This window comes from Micromonospora sp. CA-249363 (assembly GCF_050950185.1).
Lineage (GTDB): Bacteria > Actinomycetota > Actinomycetes > Mycobacteriales > Micromonosporaceae > Micromonospora.
In genome coordinates, this window is sequence record NZ_CP192020.1 from 6,138,669 (window position 1) to 6,157,745 (window position 19,077).

General features: G+C 71.5%; 16 protein-coding genes. 7 read left to right on the forward strand and 9 right to left on the reverse strand.

All coding sequences use genetic code 11. The features are described 5' to 3' along the window. Nucleotides 1-133 precede the first annotated feature (133 nt). Nucleotides 134-595 carry a GNAT family N-acetyltransferase gene (locus tag ACQPZK_RS27415; RefSeq protein WP_433535694.1) on the forward strand — a complete coding sequence of 154 codons (462 nt, stop codon included), beginning with the start codon at nt 134-136 and terminating at the stop codon, nt 593-595. On the opposite strand, the gene ACQPZK_RS27420 is transcribed toward ACQPZK_RS27415, so the two are convergent. Further along, nucleotides 584-2,278, reverse strand: a complete 1,695-nt coding sequence (locus ACQPZK_RS27420; RefSeq protein ID WP_433535695.1) for an FAD-dependent oxidoreductase — start codon at nt 2,276-2,278, stop codon at nt 584-586. The genes ACQPZK_RS27415 and ACQPZK_RS27420 overlap by 12 nt on opposite strands. Before the next feature lie 146 nt (nt 2,279-2,424). Between ACQPZK_RS27420 and ACQPZK_RS27425 the strand changes: the two genes are divergently transcribed. Beyond that, nucleotides 2,425-3,543, forward strand: a complete 1,119-nt coding sequence (locus tag ACQPZK_RS27425; protein WP_433535696.1) for an LCP family protein — start codon at nt 2,425-2,427, stop codon at nt 3,541-3,543. A 103-nt stretch (nt 3,544-3,646) separates the two neighbouring features. Here ACQPZK_RS27425 and ACQPZK_RS27430 read toward each other — a convergent pair whose 3' ends face one another. The 4 genes from ACQPZK_RS27430 to guaB form a co-directional block, all read right to left on the reverse strand. Beyond that, nucleotides 3,647-5,107 carry a M1 family metallopeptidase gene (locus ACQPZK_RS27430; protein WP_433539334.1) on the reverse strand — a complete coding sequence of 487 codons (1,461 nt, stop codon included), beginning with the start codon at nt 5,105-5,107 and terminating at the stop codon, nt 3,647-3,649. Nucleotides 5,108-5,215: 108 nt separating this feature from the next. Next, the gene (locus ACQPZK_RS27435; RefSeq protein ID WP_433535697.1) at nt 5,216-6,637 is read right to left on the reverse strand and encodes a M1 family metallopeptidase; all 1,422 of its coding nucleotides are present in this window, start codon (nt 6,635-6,637) and stop codon (nt 5,216-5,218) included. 217 nt (nt 6,638-6,854) lie between these two features. After that, nucleotides 6,855-7,973, reverse strand: coding sequence for a GuaB3 family IMP dehydrogenase-related protein (locus tag ACQPZK_RS27440; RefSeq protein ID WP_433535698.1), 1,119 nt, complete (start codon nt 7,971-7,973; stop codon nt 6,855-6,857). Between the two features lie 27 nt (nt 7,974-8,000). After that, nucleotides 8,001-9,563 (reverse strand): IMP dehydrogenase, encoded by a 1,563-nt coding sequence (gene guaB / locus ACQPZK_RS27445; protein ID WP_433535699.1) that lies wholly within the window; start codon nt 9,561-9,563, stop codon nt 8,001-8,003. 186 nt (nt 9,564-9,749) lie between these two features. Between guaB and ACQPZK_RS27450 the strand changes: the two genes are divergently transcribed. Continuing rightward, nucleotides 9,750-10,169: a DUF5319 domain-containing protein gene (locus ACQPZK_RS27450; RefSeq protein WP_433535700.1), complete on the forward strand. Its 420-nt coding sequence runs from the start codon at nt 9,750-9,752 to the stop codon at nt 10,167-10,169. Nucleotides 10,170-10,250: 81 nt separating this feature from the next. Here the strand turns inward: ACQPZK_RS27450 and ACQPZK_RS27455 are convergent, their stop codons facing one another. Next, the gene (locus ACQPZK_RS27455) at nt 10,251-11,069 is read right to left on the reverse strand and encodes a response regulator transcription factor (RefSeq protein ID WP_433535701.1); all 819 of its coding nucleotides are present in this window, start codon (nt 11,067-11,069) and stop codon (nt 10,251-10,253) included. Nucleotides 11,070-11,325: 256 nt separating this feature from the next. On the opposite strand from ACQPZK_RS27455, the gene ACQPZK_RS27460 reads away from it, so the two are divergent. Then, complete coding sequence (locus ACQPZK_RS27460; protein WP_357126320.1) at nt 11,326-11,709, forward strand: WhiB family transcriptional regulator; 384 nt, start codon at nt 11,326-11,328, stop codon at nt 11,707-11,709. A gap of 285 nt (nt 11,710-11,994) precedes the next feature. Here ACQPZK_RS27460 and ACQPZK_RS27465 read toward each other — a convergent pair whose 3' ends face one another. The 3 genes from ACQPZK_RS27465 to groES form a co-directional block, all read right to left on the reverse strand. Then, nucleotides 11,995-13,722 (reverse strand): molybdopterin-dependent oxidoreductase, encoded by a 1,728-nt coding sequence (locus ACQPZK_RS27465; protein ID WP_433535702.1) that lies wholly within the window; start codon nt 13,720-13,722, stop codon nt 11,995-11,997. A 126-nt stretch (nt 13,723-13,848) separates the two neighbouring features. Continuing rightward, nucleotides 13,849-15,486: a chaperonin GroEL gene (gene groL / locus ACQPZK_RS27470; RefSeq protein ID WP_433535703.1), complete on the reverse strand. Its 1,638-nt coding sequence runs from the start codon at nt 15,484-15,486 to the stop codon at nt 13,849-13,851. Between the two features lie 70 nt (nt 15,487-15,556). Continuing rightward, nucleotides 15,557-15,871 (reverse strand): co-chaperone GroES, encoded by a 315-nt coding sequence (gene groES / locus ACQPZK_RS27475; protein WP_030330046.1) that lies wholly within the window; start codon nt 15,869-15,871, stop codon nt 15,557-15,559. Nucleotides 15,872-16,129: 258 nt separating this feature from the next. Here groES and ACQPZK_RS27480 point away from each other — a divergent pair, with 258 nt between their 5' ends. The 3 genes from ACQPZK_RS27480 (at nt 16,130) to ACQPZK_RS27490 (ending at nt 19,075) form a co-directional block, all read left to right on the forward strand. Beyond that, the gene (locus ACQPZK_RS27480; RefSeq protein ID WP_433535704.1) at nt 16,130-17,311 is read left to right on the forward strand and encodes a THUMP-like domain-containing protein; all 1,182 of its coding nucleotides are present in this window, start codon (nt 16,130-16,132) and stop codon (nt 17,309-17,311) included. Between the two features lie 9 nt (nt 17,312-17,320). Beyond that, the gene (ybaK, locus tag ACQPZK_RS27485) at nt 17,321-17,800 is read left to right on the forward strand and encodes a Cys-tRNA(Pro) deacylase (protein ID WP_433535705.1); all 480 of its coding nucleotides are present in this window, start codon (nt 17,321-17,323) and stop codon (nt 17,798-17,800) included. 177 nt (nt 17,801-17,977) lie between these two features. Further along, nucleotides 17,978-19,075: a sugar ABC transporter substrate-binding protein gene (locus ACQPZK_RS27490; RefSeq protein WP_433535706.1), complete on the forward strand. Its 1,098-nt coding sequence runs from the start codon at nt 17,978-17,980 to the stop codon at nt 19,073-19,075. The last annotated feature ends 2 nt before the right edge of the window (nt 19,076-19,077 follow it).

Sequence of the window (19,077 nt, forward strand, 5' to 3'; positions counted from 1 at the left end):
GCGCCCCACGCACTCGGCGCGGCGGCCACTCGGTCGGCGGTATGCCCCGTGATGTCCGGCAGGGTGACGACGGCGTTCCGCGTCCCGATACGGTGCGCGACGATCCCCGTACGGGCCGGACGGAGGCGTACCGATGACCGAGCTGACCATCCGAGCGTTCCGCCCCGAGGACGGCGACGCGCTGGCGGCGCTGGTCGTCCGCTGCCTGCGGGAGGTGAACAGCCGCGACTACCCGGCCGAGCTGATCGACCGGATGTGCGACCACTTCACCGCCGACCGGTTCCGCGAACTCAGTGCCGAGCGGCGGATCTACGTCGCCGAGCAGGACGGACACCCGGTCGGCACGGTGTCCCGCGACGGCAACAAGGTCTACACGATGTTCGTCGACCCGGACGCGCACGGCCGCGGCACCGGCCGCCGGTTGATGCGGCACGTCGAGGAGCTGGCCCGAGCCGAGGGGCACACGTTCATGGAGACCGGCGCCAGCCACACCGCACACGGCTTCTACCAGCGGATCGGCTACACCGACGTACGCGTCAGCGACACCGTGTTCGGCGTCAACCACATCCTGCGCCGACCCCTGTCAGGGTCGTAGGGCGGCCGGGGCGTCCGCGGGCACCGCCGGCGTGCGCGGGGGTACGGGCGGCAGCCGCCGGTACGGATCTCCGAGCGGGGGTCGGGGGTCCTCGTCGCCCCGGTTGGGCCAGAAGGACATCGCCCGCTCCGCCTGGGCGGTGATCGTCAGCGACGGGTTGACCCCGAGGTTGGCCGAGACCGCCGCGCCGTCGACCACGTGCAACCCCGGATGGCCGTACACCCGGTGCCAGGGGTCGACCACCCCGTCGGCCGGGGTCGCGCCGATCACCGCCCCGCCCAGGATGTGCGCGGTGATCGGGATGTCGAACGGCTCGGTGAGCGAGCCGCCGGGCGTACCGCCGATCTCCTCGGCGAGCAGTCGGGTGGCGGTGTTGCCGGCCGGGATCCACGTCGGGCTCGGGGTGCCGTGCCCCGGCCCCGCGACCAGGCGGCGGCCCCACCGACCGCGCCGCCAGCGGGTGGTCAGAGAGTTGTCCACCGACTGCATCACCAGGGCGATCACCGTCCGCTCGGACCAGCCGCGCACGGTCAGCATCCGCGCGGCCAGGCGCGGCTGCCGGACGATGCTGCCCAGCCAGCGCCGGACCCGGTGCGGACCGCCGTCGACCAGCAACGACTGGAGCAGGCCCATCGCGTTGGAGCCGCGGCCGTAGCGGACCGGCTCGATGTGGGTCTGCGGATCGGGGTGGAACGAACTGGTGATCGCTACCCCCTCGGTGAAGTCGGTCCGTTCCTGCCGGGCCCGTCGCCGCGGGATGGACGCGCCGAGGATCGCCTCGGAGTTGGTCCGGGTCAGCGCGCCCAGCCGGTCCGACAGGCGCGGTAGCGAGCCGGTGGCCTTCATCTCGTGCAGCAGCCGCTGGGTGCCGAGCGCCCCGGCCGCGAAGACCACCTGGTCGGCGTGGATGACCTGGCGACGTCGGCGCAGCCACGCCCCGGTGCGCTCGGTGTGCACCTCGTACCCGCCACCGGCCGCCGGCCGGACGGCCGTCACCGTGGTCAGCGGGTGCACCGTGGCGCCCAGCCGCTCGGCGAGCCAGAGATAGTTCTTGGCCAGCGTGTTCTTGGCGCCGTGCCGGCAACCGGTCATGCACGAGCCGCAGTGCAGGCAGCCGGTGCGCTGCGGGCCGACACCACCGAAGTAGGGGTCCGCGACGCGTTCACCCGGACGGCCGATGTGCACGCCGACCGGGGTGGCGTGGAAGGTGTGTCCCACCCCCATCCGGTCGGCCACCGCCCGCATCGCGCGGTCCGCGCCCGTCCGAATGGGGTACGTGGTGACGCCGAGCATCCGTTTCGCCTGGTCGTAGTGGCGTGCCAACTCGTCACGCCAGTCCGTGACGTCGCGCCACTGTGGATCGGTGTAGAAGGCGTCCAGCGGCTCGTAGAGGGTGTTCGCGTAGACCAGGGACCCGCCGCCCACCCCTGCCCCGGAGAGCACCAGTACGCCGCCGGACCGGCCGGCGGCCGAGCGGAGCAGAGTGAGCCGCTGGATGCCGTAGCAGCCCAGCTTCGGCGCCCAGAGGAACCGGCGCAGGCGCCACGACGTCTGCGGGAACTCGTCGTCGGCGAACCGGCGACCGGCCTCGACGACACCGACCGAATAGCCCTTCTCGGCCAGCCGCAGCGCGGTGACACCGCCGCCGAAGCCGGACCCGATGACGACCACGTCGTACCGCATGGACGCATCATTACTCGCGAGTAGCGCTCGCGCCAGCGCCCGTTTTCGCGCGATCATGCACCGGCCGACCGACCCGTCGCCTCCCGGCCGCAACCCGGAGCGCCCGTCGGAGCGTTGTTCCGGATACGGGTGGAAGGAAGCACACGATGATCCTGGGGTCGATGGAGCCGCGCCGACGATGGCTGCTGCTCGGGCTCGCGGCGCTCGCCGTCGTCGCGTTGGTCGTGGGCGGAGCGACCGTGATCACGCGGCTGAGCGGCGACGACAAGCCCGCCGGCACCCCGCTGGCCGGCTCGCCGAGCCCGTCGCCGACCGCCACACCCGCCCCCAGCCCGACCGGCCCGCCGCCCGGCGCGAACATCACCGGCCCGTTGACGCTGCTGCTGGTCGGCGTGGACACCCGGGTCAGCGTGCCGGGCTGGGAGCCGCACTCCGACGCCGTCCTGGTGCTGCACGTGCCGAAGGGCCTCAACCGGGCGTACCTCTTCTCCCTCCCCCGCGACCTGCTGGTGGACATCCCCGCGTTCCCGAAGGCCGGCTACAAGGGCGGCAAGACCAAGCTCACCCACTCGATGAGCTTCGGCAGCCGGGTGCCGGGCAAGCCCAAGCAGCCGAGCACGGCCCAGGGGTACGAGCTGCTGCGCAGCACGGTGAGCGGCTACACCGGGCTGCGGATCGACGCGGGCGCGGTGCTCACCTTCGGCGGGTTCGACAAGCTGGTGAACGCCCTCGGCGGGGTGGACATCTACGTCGACCAGCGGGTCGCGTCCCTGCACCGCAAGCCGGACGGCAAGTACCGGGACAGCGCGCCCGGCGGCTACACCGGCCCGCAGAAGGTCTACGAGAAGGGCGAACAGCACCTCAACGGGTGGCAGGCGCTGGACTACGCCCGACAGCGCTACATCACCGGCGGCGACTACGCCCGCCAGCGTCACCAGCAGCAGCTCATCAAAGCCCTGACCCGCAAGATCCTCGACGAGGGCCTGGCCCGCCAGCCCGAGCGCGTCGACCAGGTGGTCGCCGCCCTGGGCAACACCCTGGTGTACGTGGGCGGCGATCGCATCGTCGACCTGGCGTACGCCCTCAGCGGGGTGCCGGAGAACCAGTTCACCCTGGTCGGCCTGCCCGGCTCCGGCGTCGGCAAGGGCAGCGCCTACCGGGGCGAACAGCTCACCGGCGAGGGGCGGACGTTCATCACCGAACTCCGGGCGGGTCGCGCCGAGGCGTACCTGAAGGCCCACCCCAACCTGGTCGTCAAGAAGTGACCACGCCCCCTGAACCCCCCGCGATCTTGCACTTTCGGTTGCCGGTTGGGCCGCACTCGCCCCTTTTGCCGGCACAGAAAGTGCAAGATCGCGGGGAGTGGGGTCAGAGCTTCTTGGGTTCGGCGGGCTTCTTGGTGCCGTACAGCCACGCATTGAAGAGGGCGTCGAGCTGCTTGCCGGAGATCCGCTCGGCGAGGGCCACGAACTCGGCGGTGGTGGCGGTGCCGTTGCGCTTCTCCGCCGCCCAGGTCTTGACGATCTCGAAGAACGCCTTGTCACCGACGGCCACCCGCAGCGCGTGCAGGGTCATCCCGCCGCGCTGGTAGACCGACTCGCTGAACAACTCCTTCACGCCCGGCTTGCCCGGCGGGGTCTTCCACACCCGCGCGGGCACCCGCTCGTACCGGATGTCGAAGGCCTGCTTGGCGGTGTACTCCTTGGTGTGCTCGGCCCACAGCCACTCCGCGTACGTCGCGAAGCCCTCGTTGAGCCAGATGTCCTCCCACTTGGCCAGCGCCACGCTGTCGCCGAACCACTGGTGGGCCAGCTCGTGGGCGACCACCTCGGTGTTCTCGCCCCGCCGGAAGAAACCGGCCGAGTAGACCGGGCGGCTCTGCGTCTCCAGCGCGTACGAGATCCGGCTGTCCGAGACCACCACACCGCCGTACGCGTCGAACGGGTACGGCCCGAAGACGGTCTCCAGATAGTCGGCCACCTTGACGGTCTGCGCGATCGACGCGTCGGACGCGCCCTTGGCCACCTTGGTGGTGACCGCGCTGTAGACCGGCTTCCCCTTGTGCTGGCCCGTGGTGATCCGGAACTTGCCGATCACCACGTTGCTCAGGTAGCTGGCCATCGGCGACTTCTCCGACCACTTCCAGGTGGTCCAGCCGTCCGTGGTGGTGCTGCCGCCGGGCACACCGTTGCTGACGGCGGTCAGACCCTGCGGGACGGTGATCTCGAAGTCGTACGCGGCCTTGTCCGACGGGTGGTCGTTGACCGGGAACCAGGTGCTCGCCGACTCGGGCTGGCCCAGCGCGATGGCGCCGTCGGCTGTGTGCAGGAACCCGCCCTCGCCGAGCACCTCGTTCTTGAGCGGCTTCGGCACACCCTCGTACGCGATCTCCACCACGAACCCGTTGCCCGTGATGAGACCGGCCGCCGGCGTGATGACCAGCTCGTTCTTGTTCCGGGTATGGGTGGCCGGCGCGGCGTCCACGGTGACCGTCCTGACGGTCAGGCCCGCCAGGTCCAGGTTGAAGGTCGACAGGTCGGCGGTCGCCGTGGCCTGCACGGTGGTCGTACCCGTCAACCGGTCCTTCGCCGGGTCGTAGCGCACCTTGACGGTGTACTTCCCGACGTCGTACCCGCCGTTGCCGTAGCTGGGGAAGTACGCGTCGCCGACTCCGGCCGCGCCGGCCGTGAAGGCCCGCGACGGCGTCGGGGACGCGCTCGGCGACGGCGCCGCCGCCTCCGGAGTGGACGAGTCGCACCCGGACATCACGAGCGCCCCGGTCACCAGTAGACCGACGCCCGCCCGCAGCCTGTGCCGCGTACCCCGCATCACGAACCCTCCCCGTACGCCCGGTGCGGGGAGGTTTCGCCGCCCCGCGCGACCGGCGCTCCTGCCCGATCGCAGGCGGCAGCCTATCGACAGATGATCACGGCGTCGTCACGGCAGGGTCGGAGCCGCCCCGCCGATCAGCCAGGCGTCGAGGAGGGGCCGGAGCGGCCGGTCGGCCACCCGTTCGGCCAGCGCCACGAAGTCGGAGGTGGTGGCGTTTCCGGTCGCCCCCTCGGACGTCCAGGTGCGCAGGATGCGGAAGAAGGTGTCGTCGCCGACCGTCCGGCGCAGCGCGTGCACGGCGAGCGCGCCGCGCTTGTAGACGGCGGTGCCGAACATCCGCTCCCGGCCCGGCTCGACCGACGGTTGCGACCAGTCGGTCGACGCGTACTGGAGCTCGAAGTTGCGCTGCGCGGTCCGGCCGCCGTCGTGCTCCTCCCACAGCCACTCGGCGTAACTGGCGAAGCCCTCGTTGAGCCAGATGTCGCTCCACCTGCGCAGGGACACGCTGTCGCCGAACCACTGGTGGGCCAGCTCGTGCGCCACCACCCCCGGGTTGGGGCGGTCGCCGGTGAAGAAGGCGGGCCCGTACACCGGCCGGGACTGCGTCTCCAAGGCGTACCCGATCCGCTCGTCGGCGACCACTATCCCCCCGTACGAGTCGAAGGGGTACGGGCCGAAGCGGCTGGCCAGGAAGTCGACGATCTCCCCGGTGCGGGCCACCGAGCCGGCCGCGCCACCGTTCGCCGGCAGGCTCGCCGCGACCGCGGTGACCATCGGCCTTCCGGCGTGGGTGCCGGTGACCACCCGGTAGTCCCCGATCACGAGGGTGCTCAGGTAGCTGGCCATCGGGGTGCGCTCCGACCAGTGCCAGGTCGTCCACCCGTCGGCGCTGCTCCGTGGACCGGGCACCCCGTTGCTCAACGCGGACAGTCCGTCCGGGACGGTCACCGCGATGTCGTAGCTGGCCTTGTCCGACGGATGGTCGTTGACCGGGAACCAGGTGGCCGCCGATTCGGGCTGGCCGAGAGCGACGGCGCCGTCGGCGGTGTGCAGGAAACCGCCGCTGCCCAGCGCGCCGTCGTCGACGGGGGTGGGCACTCCCGCGTAGTCGACGGTCACCGTGAACGACCGGCCGCGTGCGAGCCCGTCTCGCGGGGTCACCACCAGTTCGCCGTCGTCGCGGCGGTGCTGGGCGCGCTTGTCGGCGACGGTGACCTCGTCGACGGTCAGGCCGACCAGGTCCAGGTTGAACCGGGACAGGTCCTGGGTGGCGGTCGCCGTGATGGTGGCCCGACCGGTGAGCCGGTCGGTCCCCGGGTCGTAGCGGACGTCCAGCCCGTAGTGCGTGACGTCGTAGCCGCCGTTGCCGCGGCCCGGCACGTACGGGTCACCGGCGTCCGCCGCACCGGGCCGGAAGCCGTCGTCGTCGCCCGTGCAGCCGGCCGGGGTCAGCGCGAGGGCGCAGCCCAGCGCCGCCACCACGGCGGTCAGCCGACGGCCGTGCGGTCTCCGTCCGCCCCGGACCATGCACGACTCCCTCGGTGCCGACTCCCGGTCACGACGAGCGTAGCCAGCGGCGTCGGGCCTCAGGCCGGTATTGACGATCATCGGTTGGCCCAGTCACTGGACTTCGCGGCGCTCAGCTACCGCAACATGTCGGACTTGACCATCTACCTCAAGAAGTAACGCGAAGGCCGGCCCCGCAGCGTCGCGGGGCCGGCCTTCAGCGGGTACGGGGAGAGCGTCAGCGGTCGAGGACCAGGCCGACCTTTTGGAACTCCTTGAGGTCGCGGTAGCCGCACTTGGCCATGGCCCGGCGCAGCCCACCGAACAGGTTGAGCTGGCCGTCGGCCTCGTCCGCCGGGCCGAACAGCAGCTGCTCCATCGAGCCGAGCGGCTCACCGGACACCTCGAAGGCACCCCGGGGCAGCGACGGGTGGCTCGCCGCCGAGTGCCACCACGCGCCACCGGCCGGCGCCTCGTCGCAGAGCGACAACGGCTCGCCGAGCATCACCGCGTCCGCGCCGCAGCCGAGGGCCTTGGCGATGTCACCGGAGGTCTGGATGTCGCCGTCGGCGATCAGGTGCACGTACCGGCCACCGGTCTCGTCGAGGTAGTCCCGGCGGGCCGCCGCGGCGTCCGCGATGGCGGTGGCCATCGGCACCCGGATGCCGAGCACCGACTCGGTCGTCGACCACTCGTCGCCGCCGATGCCCACGATCACGCCGGCCGCGCCGGTCCGCATCAGGTGCAGCGCCGTCTTGTAGTCCGTGCAGCCGCCGACGATCACCGGCAGGTCGAGGTCGGCGATGAACTCCTTGAGGTTCAGCGGCTCGTCGGTCGTCGACACGTGCTCGGCCGAGACGATGGTGCCCTGGATGACCAGGATGTCCACCCCGGCGTCCAGGATCACCGGCGCCAGCGCGAGGGTGTGCTGCGGGGAGACCCGCACCGCCACCGTGCCCCCGCCGGCGCGCAGCTCACGCACCCGCTCGGCGATCAGGTCGGGACGGATTGGCTCCGCGTACACCTCCTGGAGGCGCTTGGTGGCACGGGCCTCCTCGTCGAGGCCGGCCAGCTCGTCCAGAATCTTCGTCGGGTTCTCGTAGCGGGTCCACAGCCCCTCGACGTTGAGCACGCCGAGACCACCGAGCTGGCCGAGCCGGACCGCCGACGACGGACTCATCGTGGCGTCCGAGGGGTGCCCGACGCAGGGGATACCGAACGGGTATGCGTCGAGCTGCCACGCGGTCGAGACGTCGTCGACGTCCCGGGTCCGGCGGCTCGGCACGATGGCGATGTCGTCCAGGTGGTAGCCGCGCTGCGCGGTCTTGCCCAGCCCGATCTCGACCACGTCACGCATGGGGGACTCCAGATTGTTGGGGGATGGTCAGCGGGAGTGGTAGTTGGGCGCCTCGACGGTCATCTGGATGTCGTGCGGGTGGCTCTCCTTGAGCCCGGCCGCGGTGATCCGGATCAGCTGGCCACGCCGGTGCAGCTCGGGGATGCTCTCCGCGCCGACGTACCCCATGGCGGCCCGCAGCCCGCCGATGAGCTGGTGGGCGACCGCGGACAGCGGGCCCCGGTAGGGCACCTGGCCCTCGACGCCCTCGGGGACCAGCTTGTCCTCGGCGAGCACGTCCTGCTGGAAGTACCGGTCCTTCGAGTACGACTTGGCCTGCCCCCGGGACTGCATCGCGCCGAGCGAGCCCATCCCGCGGTACGCCTTGTACTGCTTGCCGTTGATGAAGATCAGCTCGCCGGGGCTCTCCTCGCAGCCGGCCAGCAGGCTGCCGAGCATGACCGTGTCGGCGCCGGCGACCAGGGCCTTGGCGATGTCGCCCGAGTACTGGATGCCACCGTCGCCGATCACCGGCACGCCGGCGGGGCGGGCGGCACGGGCCGCCTCCATGATCGCGGTGATCTGGGGGACGCCGACACCGGCGACGATCCGGGTCGTGCAGATCGCGCCCGGGCCCACACCCACCTTGACGCCGTCGGCGCCGGCCTCGACCAGCGCCTTCGCGCCGGCGTACGTGGCCACGTTGCCGCCCACGATGTCGATCGTGACGTCCTTCTTGAGCCGGCGGACCATGTCCAGCACGGCCCTCTGGTGCCCGTGCGCCGTATCCACGATCAGCACGTCGACGCCCGCGTCGACGAGCGTGCGCGCCCGCTTGTACGAGTCCTCGCCGACACCGACGGCGGCGGCCACCCGCAGCCGGCCCGCGTCGTCCTTGGTGGCGTTCGGGTACTGCTCGCTCTTGGTGAAGTCCTTCACGGTGATCAGCCCGCGCAGCCGACCGGAGTCGTCGACGATCGGCAGCTTCTCGACCTTGTGCTGGCGCAGCAGCGTGAGCGCCTCGTCCTTGCTCACCCCGACCTGGGCGGTGACCAACGGCGTCCGCGTCATGATCTCGCGGACCGGGGTGTCCGGCTCGGTGACGAAGCGCATGTCGCGGTTGGTGACGATGCCGACCAGTTGGCCGTTGCCGTCCACCACCGGGACGCCCGAGATCCGGTACCGCCCGCACAGCTCGTCGACCTCGCGCAGCGTGTCGTCCGGGCTGGCGGTCACCGGGTTGGTGATCATGCCGGACTCGGAGCGCTTGACCAGGTCGACCTGGAGCGCCTGGTCCTCCAGGGAGAGGTTGCGGTGCAGCACGCCGATGCCACCCTGGCGGGCCATGGCGATCGCCATCCGCGCCTCGGTGACCGTGTCCATGGCGCTGGACAGCAGCGGGACGGTCAGTTCGACGTTGCGGGTGAGCTTCGTCCGGGTGTTGACCCGGCTGGGCACGACGTCCGACTCGCCCGGCTGAAGCAGCACGTCGTCGAAGGTGAGGCCGAGCGGAACGACCCGGGCCGAGCCGGCGGGCAGCTCGGGCAGGTGGCCGCCCAGGTCGGCGTGCTCGACGCCGGCCGGAAGATCAGTGCTGGGCGAATTTTCCACGATTGCTCCCCTGAGCTGCTCGGATGGGCTTCAGCGAGGTGGCGCGGGCGGGCACCGGAACACGCCGCGGTGCCGGCACGTCGTCCCATCGTACCCAGTGACCTGCGCGACCTGGATCGGCGGCGGTTGCCTCGGCGCGGTGCCCGGGGGCGGACGTTCCCGCCGCGTTGGGTCTACGGTGAGAGGGTGCACGACGAGCCCATCGACCCGTTCAACGGCGACCCGGCCGACCCGACCGCCGGGCTGGACGATCCGGGCGACGACACGACGCCGGATCCGCTGACCGACGTCGAGCGACAGGACGTGCTGGAGGACCTCGCCGACCTGGAGATCTACCAGGCCCTGCTGGCGCCGATCGGGGTGCGCGGGCTGGTCATCGAATGCGAGGACTGCCGGGAACCGCACTACTTCGACTGGGACCTGCTGCGGGGCAACCTGCGACACCTGCTCAACTCGGGGCGGCCCCGCGTGCACGAGCCGGCGTACGACCCGGATCCGGATCACTACGTGACCTGGGACTACGCCCGTGGGTACGCCGACGGGGTGCATGACACCCTGACCGAGGGCACCGAGGACGAACCGGGCGCCACCACCACCGCCGACTGAGGTCCCGCCCACTACTTCCAGGTTCGAGCACGATCAGGGCGCTGATCACGGCGGAACGGCGCGACCGGGTGCGGCGCGGCTTCAGGAGACCAGGCCGGCCCGGAAGCCGGCGGCGACCGCGTGGGCGCGGTCCCGGGCGCCGAGCTTGCGGAACAGCCGTCGCGCGTGGGTCTTGACGGTGTCCTCCGAGACGAACAGTTCCCGGCCGATCTCCGCGTTGCTCTTGCCCTCGGCCATCCCCAGCAGCACCTGGAGTTCGCGTTCGGTGAGCCCGATCGACGAGCGGCCGCCACGGGCGCCCGGGCCGGGCCGGACAGCGTCGGACTGCCCGGTGGTGGTCCCGTCGGCCGCCGACTCGACCTCGTCGTCACCCCGCTGCACGGGTACCGAGGCCACGCCCGCCAGCCCGTCGCCGGTGGCGGCGGTCCAGCCGGGCTCCGCGGCGCCGCGTACCGACGATGCGGAGCGGCCCGAGCCACCGACCGCCGCCGCGTCCCGCGCCGGGTCGGTGACCCGCTGCCGGGAGGCCCGGCCGGGGGCGGTCAGCAGGAGCAGGGCCTTGGCCACCGCGCTGGTCAGGTCGTGGTCGGCGTTCTGGATCAAACCGCGGGCACCGGCGCTGATGGTCGCCGCCGCCGCCTCGGACTCCTCGGTGCCGAGCAGCACGACCGCGGCCTGCGGCGCGCGGGCCAGCACCCGGCGGACGAAGCCCGCGCTGTCCGGCCGGGTGAGGGCCGTGTCGGCCAGGACCACGTCGGCCGGTCGTTCGGCGAGTCGCAACATCACCTCGGGATCGGAGACGGCGGTACGAACGATCGCGGACAAGCCCAGCCGTGCGGCAGCAGAAGTGAGGTGCTGAGCCGCGAGCGGTGTCCGAACGCACACAAGAACGGTACGCACTGTGATGGTCTCCTCTCCGCACACGAGCAGACCATGACGGCGTCGACTGGGGAGGAGGTTCCCGGCAATCATCTGAACTTTTCCGACAGATGGGGCAAAAGCCGCATGTTGCCAGGCGTTTTGGATCACAGACGTGTGAGCCGGCAACGACCCGGGTACCGGGGTGTCCAGGCCGGGAACGGTGCGCCTGCGCGGCCCGCCGCCCGGAAGCCGGCCACAAGCATTCTCGCGGTGCCGCGCGGGAGGAGGGGTGCTGATGTCGAACGTACGTAGACTGCCCGGACCCATCGTCGACCTCTGGGACTGGCAGCGGCTCGGTGCCTGCCGAGGCCGGGACAGCGCTCAGTTCTTCCACCCGGACGGGGAGCGTGGGTCCTCGCGACTGCGGCGGGAGTCCTCGGCCAAGTCGGTCTGCCGCGCCTGCCCGGTCCGCGCCGAGTGCGCCGCACACGCGCTGTCCGTCCGCGAGCCGTACGGCGTGTGGGGCGGCTTCAGCGAGTCGGAGCGGCTACGCCTGCTCGCCGTCGGCTGGGAGGACCTGGCGGACCGCCGGCAGATCCGGGTCGACGTGGCCCGCCTGGAGGCCCGTCTGGGCCGCCCGCACAAGTCGACGGTTCCGGCCCAGCGCAACGTGGCCTGACCCGACACCGCTGACGGATCGACCAGGCCGGCCCCTCTCGCCCCACGCTCGTTCCTCCCGACGCCCGTTCCACCCCGCGCCACAAGCGATGGGGTCGCAGATGCTTCGGTAGTCCTTTGCTCTGCTTCAGCGGAGGAAACACCCGGTGTCCGGTATCCGGACGCCGGGTGTTTCCTGGATGGAAGCAGAGCAAAGGACGTTGGTCGTGGTCGGTGGCCGGCGGTCGGTGGTCGGTGGTTGGCGCGTCGGCAGGTCGGTGGATCGCCACCCTGGCCGCCGGCGGGATCAGCGGACGTTCACCGGGACCGTGTGCCAGCCGGTGGCACCGTCCGGGGCGACGCTCTGGGTGCGCTCGGTCTGGGTCTCGCCGGTCGCGTCCGTTGCCCGGACCTGGAGACGGTGCTCGCCCGGCGTGGCGTCCCAGCGCCAGGACCACTGGACCCAGGTGTCCACCGACACCGTCGGGGCCAGCTCCGCCTCCTGCCAGGGGCCGTCGTCGACGCGTACCTCGACCCGGCTGATGCCCCGGTGCTGCGCCCAGGCCACACCGGCCACCGTCACCGGGCCGGCGGTCAACCGGTTGCGCCGTCGTGGCGCGTCGATCCGCGACTGGGTCTTGATCGGCCCCTGGGCGGACCAGCCGCGCGGCACCCAGTACGCGTCGAAGTCGGCGAAGCGCGTCAGCTCCAGCTCGGTCACCCACTTGCAGGCCGACACGTAGCCGTAGAGGCCGGGCACCACCATCCGCACGGGGAAGCCGTGCTGGACCGGCAGCGGCTCTCCGTTCATGCCGATCGCCAGCAGCGCGTCCCGCCCGTCGCGCAGCGCGGCGGTGGGGGTACCGCAGGTCCAGCCGTCGACCGACCGGCCGACGACCTGGTCGGCGTCCTCGTCCGGCTGGACCTCGTCCAGCAGTTCCCGCAGCGGTACGCCGAGCCAGCGCGCGTTGCCGATCAGGTCGCCACCGACCTCGTTGGAGACGCAGGCGAGCGTCACGTACCGCTCGACCAGCGGCCGGGCCAGCAGGTCCGCGTAGGTGTACGTGCGTTCGGTACCCACCCTGCCGTGGATGCGCAGCCGCCAGGTGTCCGGGTTCACCTGGGGCACCACCAGGGCGGTGTCGATCCGGTAGAACCCGGAGTTCGGGGTGACGTACGGCGCGAGCTGCGCCAGTGACAGGTCCGCGCCCGCCGGCACGGCCGGTGCGGGAACGGCCGGTGCCGGCAACCGGATCGCGTCCCGGGCGGCCGAGACGCCCCGCCGCCCGGCCAACCAACGCCCGCCGAGACCGGCCACGGCCGCCGTACCGAGCAGCACTCCCGTGCCGGTGAGGAACCGCCGGCGCGACTCCGGGTCGACACCCTGGACCGGCGCGGCCGGAGTCACCGACGTGGGCGGCCCGGCGGGCGACACCGGCGCCTCGCCAGCCCCGGCCGACGAGCCAGCAGCCCCGGCCGACGCGCCAGCAGGAGCCGTCGACGCGCCAGCAGGAGCGGTCGACGCGTCATCGAGCCCGGCCGACGAGCTGCCAGGAGCGGTCGGCGACAGCGGCGCGGGCGACGTCCAGGGCCAGGGGTCCAGCTCGAACGGACCGGCGATGAACAGCCAGAGCACCAGGGCGCCGAGCGTGCCGCCGACCACCGACGGCAACGCGTCGAAGACGTCCGCGCCCGGACGGGTCACGGCGGCGGCCACACCGACGACGCCGAACGCCGCGATACCAGCCAGGCCCAGCGCCAGCCGGCGGATCGCCAGCATTCCGAGCAGGGCCGCGAACCCGGCCAGCAGCAGGGCCGTCCCGGTCAGCAGGGCGATCTTGTCGGCGGTGCCGAAGACGTCGATGGCGAACTGCTTGAGCGGCTCGGGAACGGCGTCGACGACCACCCCGCCGACCGCGACCAGTGGCGCCGACCGGGGGCCGGTCAACACCGCCACCGGCTCCGCGATGCCGATCGCGACGGCGGCAGCGGTGACTCCGGCCAGCGCGGCGTACCGCCGTGACGTCGTGCTCATCGGCCCAGTGTGCGCGATCATCTCGGCCGGTCGCCAACGACGTCACCGCTTGGTAATGCTCACGCAGACGAAACCGGGGCACACCGCCGTACGACGGTGTGCCCCGGAACGGGTGTCGCTACCGGGTCAGAAGCCCGGGCCGTGCTGGTGGCCGTGTCCGTGTCCGCCACCGGCGGCAGCCGGCTCGGGCTGCTCCGGCTTCTCCACCACGAGGCTCTCCGTGGTGAGCAGCAGGCCGGCGATCGACGCGGCGTTGGTGACGGCGTTGCGGGTCACCTTCACCGGGTCGATGATGCCGGACTTGACCAGGTCGCCGTACTCGCCGGTGGCCGCGTCGAGGCCGCTGCCCCACGACATGCCGGCGACCTTCTGGGTCACGACGTAACCGTCGTGGCCGGCGTTCTGCGCGATCCAGCGCAGCGGCTCGACCAGCGCCTTGCGCACGATCGAGACGCCGACCTTCTCCTCGCCGGTGAAGCCCAGGTCGTCGTCGAGGACGGGAAGGATCTGCACCAGGGCGGCGCCGCCGCCGGGCACGGTGCCCTCCTCGACCGCGGCCTTGGTCGCCGCGATGGCGTCCTCGATGCGGTGCTTGCGCTCCTTCATCTCGACCTCGGTCGCCGCGCCCACCTTGATCACGGCGATGCCGCCGGAGAGCTTCGCCAGCCGCTCGGCCAGCTTCTCCCGGTCCCAGTCGGAGTCGGAGGCCTCGATCTCCTTGCGGATCTGAGCCACCCGGTCGTCGACCTCGGTCTTCTGGCCGCCGCCGTCGACGATCGTGGTGTTCTCCTTGTCGACCACGACGCGCCGGGCGGTGCCGAGGACCTCCAGGCCGACCTGGTCGAGCTTGTAGCCCAGCTCCGGGGCGACCAGCTCGGCGCCGGTGGAGATCGCGATGTCCTGGAGCATGGCCTTGCGACGGTCACCGAAGCCCGGGGCCTTGACCGCGCAGACCTTGAGGGTCTTGCGCAGCGAGTTGACCACCAGGGTGGAGAGCGCCTGGCCGTCCACGTCCTCGGCGATGATCAGCAGGGGCTTGCTGTTCTGCAGGACCTTCTCCAGCAGCGGCAGCAGCTCCTCGATCGCCGAGATCTTCTGGGTGGTGACCAGGATGTACGCGTCCTCCAGGACGGACTCCTGACCCTCCAGGTCGGTGACGAAGTTCGGCGAGATGAAGCCCTTGTCGAACTGGAGACCCTCGGTCACGTCCAGCTCGGTGGTGAGCATCGAGCCCTCCTCGACGGTGATGACACCGTCGCGGCCGACCCGCTCCATCGCCTCGGCGATCAGCTCGCCGATGGTGGCGTCCTGCGCGGAGATCGTCGCCACGTTCGCGATCGACTCCTTGCCGGCGACCTCGACGGCCCGGCCGAGCAGCGCTTCGGAGACCTTGGCGGCCGCCGCGTCGATGCCCCGCTTGAGGCCGGCCGGGTTGGACCCGGCGGTCACGTTGCGCAGGCCCTCACGGACCATCGCCTGCGCCAGCACGGTCGCGGTGGTGGTCCCGTCGCCGGCGACGTCGTTGGTCTTGGTCGCCACCTCCTTGACCAGCTGCGCGCCGAGGTTCTCGTAGGGGTTGGTGAGCTCGATCTCCTTCGCGATGGTCACGCCATCGTTGGTGATCGTCGGCGCACCGAACTTCTTGTCCAGGACGACGTTGCGCCCGCGCGGGCCGAGGGTGACCTTGACCGCGTCAGCGAGGGCGTTGACACCGTGCTCCAGCAGGTGTCGGGCGTCGTCCGAGAAGCTGAGGATCTTCGCCATGAATGTCCCTTCGAAGCGCCGCTGCCCCGGCCCGGCGAGCCGGACCGGGGCAGCGACACTGATCGGTTGCTTACTTCTCGATGACCGCGAGGACGTCGCGGGCGGAGAGCACCAGGTACTCCTCGCCGGCGTACTTGACCTCGGTGCCGCCGTACTTCGAGTAGAGGACGGTGTCGCCGACCTGCACGTCAACCGGAACCCGGTTGCCGTTGTCGTCGACGCGCCCCGGACCGACAGCGAGGACGGTGCCCTCCTGCGGCTTCTCCTTGGCGGTGTCGGGGATCACGATGCCCGACGCCGTGGTGGTCTCAGCCTCGTTCGCCTGGACCACGATGCGGTCCTCGAGCGGCTTGATCGCAACCTTGGTCGCGGTAGTCACGGGCATACCCTCCTGGGGTACTGGTTTCGTTGCCGGACAGCGGGGCTGACCAGCGTCAATCTGCCTCATGCCACCGGGCGGGACCGTCGTCGCGGGTGCCGGTCCGCCTGGCGTGCGCACCCGGGTCGCGAGACCCGGAAGCTGGCACCCTCAGGGTGAGAGTGCTAATCGCAGGTTATTCCGTGGCTAGCACTCCGTCAAGGAGAGTGCCAGCGCGTCGCGCCCCGCCAGCGGGATTTTCAACTCGACCGGGAAAATGGGCAGGTGGATCTCGATCAGCTGGCGGCACTGCGTACCCCCGAGGGGTCGGCCGCCCTCGCGGCGGCGGCCGAGCTGGCCGGCGGCGATCCACTGACCGCGGCGTCGGCGCTACGCGCGGCCGGGGTGCCCCCCACGCTGGCGGCGGCGGCTCTCACCCAGGCCGAGCTGCGCCACCGGGCGGTGGGCAAGTTCGGCCCGGCCGCCGCCGGGATGTTCCTCACCCGCCCCGGCCTGGAACAGGCCACCCGCCGGGTGGTCGCCGACCGGCGGGCCGCCCGGCTGCGCGCGGCCGGCGTGCGCACCCTGGCCGACCTCGGGTGCGGCCTCGGCGCCGACGCGCTGGCCGCCGCCCGTGCCGGCATCCGGGTGTACGGGGTGGAGGCCGACCCGGTGACCGCCGCGATGGCCGCCGCCAATGCCGCCGCCGCCGGGCTGGCCGACCTGTTCACGGTCGAGTGCGGCGACGCGACCGCGTTCGACGTGTCACGCGTGGACGGGGTCTTCTGCGACCCGGCCCGACGGGCCACCGGCACCGGACGACGGATCTTCGATCCACGTGCCTACTCGCCGCCCTGGGACTTCGTGACCGGCCTGGCCGAGCGGGTGCCGCGCACGGTGGTGAAGGTGGCGCCGGGCCTGGATCACGCGCTCATCCCGGCCGGCGCGGAGGCGGAGTGGGTCGGCGTGGACGGCGACCTGGTCGAGGCCACCCTCTGGTGCGGCGAGCTGGCCGAGGTGCCCCGCCGCGCCAGCGTGTACCGGAGGGAGATCCACCAGCTCACCGGCTCGGGCGACACGGAGGCGCCGGTCGGAGCGCCGCGCCGCTACCTGTACGACCCGGACCCGGCGGTGGTCCGCGCGCACCTCGTCGCCGAGCTGGCCGCGGAGCTGGACGCCACCCTGGCCGACCCGAGCATCGCGTACCTCTACGCCGACCAGCCGATCCGCACCCCGTACGCGCGCTGCCTGGAGATCACCGACGTGCTGCCGTTCTCGCTCAAGCGCCTGCGGGCACTGCTGCGCGAACGTCGGGTGGGCCGGGTGGAGATCCTGAAGCGGGGTTCGGCGCTGACGCCGGAGCAGTTGCGGCGGGACCTGCGCCTGGCCGGCGACCAGGCGGCGAGCCTGGTGCTGACCCGGGTGGCCGGAGCGCCGACCGTGCTGATCGGCCGGCCGGTCGACTAGGTTCGGGGCGTGGCGGGACAGGGCACTCCGGCAACGGCACTACTGGCCAAGCGCGGGATCGCGCATCGCACCCACCCGTACCGGGTGTCGCCGGACGCCCCGAACTACGGCGCCCTGGTGGCCGCGGCGCTCGATGTGGTGCCGGAGCGGGTCTTCAAGTCGCTGGTGACCGAGGTGGACGGTGTCCTCACCGTGGCGGTCGTACCGGTGACCGGCGAGTTGGACCTCAAGGCGCTCGCGGCGGCGGTCGGTGGCAAGCGGGCGGCCCTCGCCGAGCGGACGGTCGCCGAACGGGCCACCGGCTACGTGCGGGGCGGGATCAGCCCGCTCGGGCAGCGTCGGCGTCTGCCCACTGTGGTCGACGAGTCCGCACTGGACCTGCCGACGATCTACGTCTCCGCTGGTCGGCGCGGGCTGCAACTCGAACTGGCGGCGGCGGATCTGGTGGCGTTGACGGAGGCCCGTACCGCGCCGTTGCAGGCACGCTGACCTGTCGTTACATCGCCCTTTCGTGGGATGTTCGGCGGGTAACAGTCGCGTTGCTGAATTGTTATCGCTTCCAACAAACTTGGGACCTGCGCGGTCTTGTGGTGCTGGTGTGACGCGGAATACGTTGCCGGACACAACAAAACAACACCTTCCCCCACCTCCGAAAGGACCCTGCACATGCGTAAGGGGATCCTCACCATCGCCGCCGTGGGCCTGCTCGCGACCGGCGGTTTGACCGCGTGCGGCGACGACGACTCCGGCTCCGACGCCGGCGGCTCCGCCAAGACCCCGAAGATCGGCGTGATCCTCCCGGACAGCAAGTCCTCGGCCCGCTGGGAGACCGCGGACCGTCGCTTCCTGGAGGAGGCGTTCAAGGCCGCGGGCGTCAAGTACGACATCCAGAACGCCCAGAACGACAAGACCGCCTTCCAGACCATCGCCGACCAGATGATCACCAGCGGCGTCACCGCCCTGATGATCGTCAACCTGGACTCCGGCACCGGCAAGGCCGTGCTCGACAAGGCCAAGTCGCAGGGTGTCGCCACCATCGACTACGACCGGCTCACCCTGGGCGGCTCCGCCCAGTACTACGTCAGCTTCGACAACGAGGTCGTCGGCAAGCTCCAGGGCGAGGGCCTGTCGAAGTGCCTGACCGAGAAGGGCGCCAAGAACCCCGTCGTGGCGTACCTGAACGGCTCCCCCACCGACAACAACGCCACCCTGTTCAAGAACGGGTACGACTCGGTGCTCAAGCCGAAGTTCGACTCCAAGGAATACGTCAAGGGCCCCGAGGACGCCGTGCCGGCGTGGGACAACGCCCAGGCCGCGACGATCTTCGAGCAGCAGCTCACCAAGGCCAACGGCAAGATCGACGGTGTGCTGTCCGCCAACGACGGCCTCGGCAACGCCGCCATCTCGATCCTCAAGAAGAACAAGCTCAACGGCAAGGTGCCGGTGACCGGCCAGGACGCCAGCACCGAGGGCCTGCAGAACATCCTCGCCGGTGACCAGTGCATGACCGTCTACAAGGCCGTCCGCGAAGAGGCGAAGGCCGCGTCCGACCTGGCCATCGCGCTCGCCAAGGGCGAGAAGAAGGACACCGGCCAGACGGTCAAGGACCCGGAGGGCAACCGCGACGTCCCGTCGGTGCTGCTCACCCCGAAGGCCATCTACAAGGACAACATCAAGGACGTCATCGCCGACGGCTACGTGACCAAGGAAGAGGTCTGCACCGCGGCGTACGCCAAGGCCTGCGCCGACGCCGGCATCAGCTGACC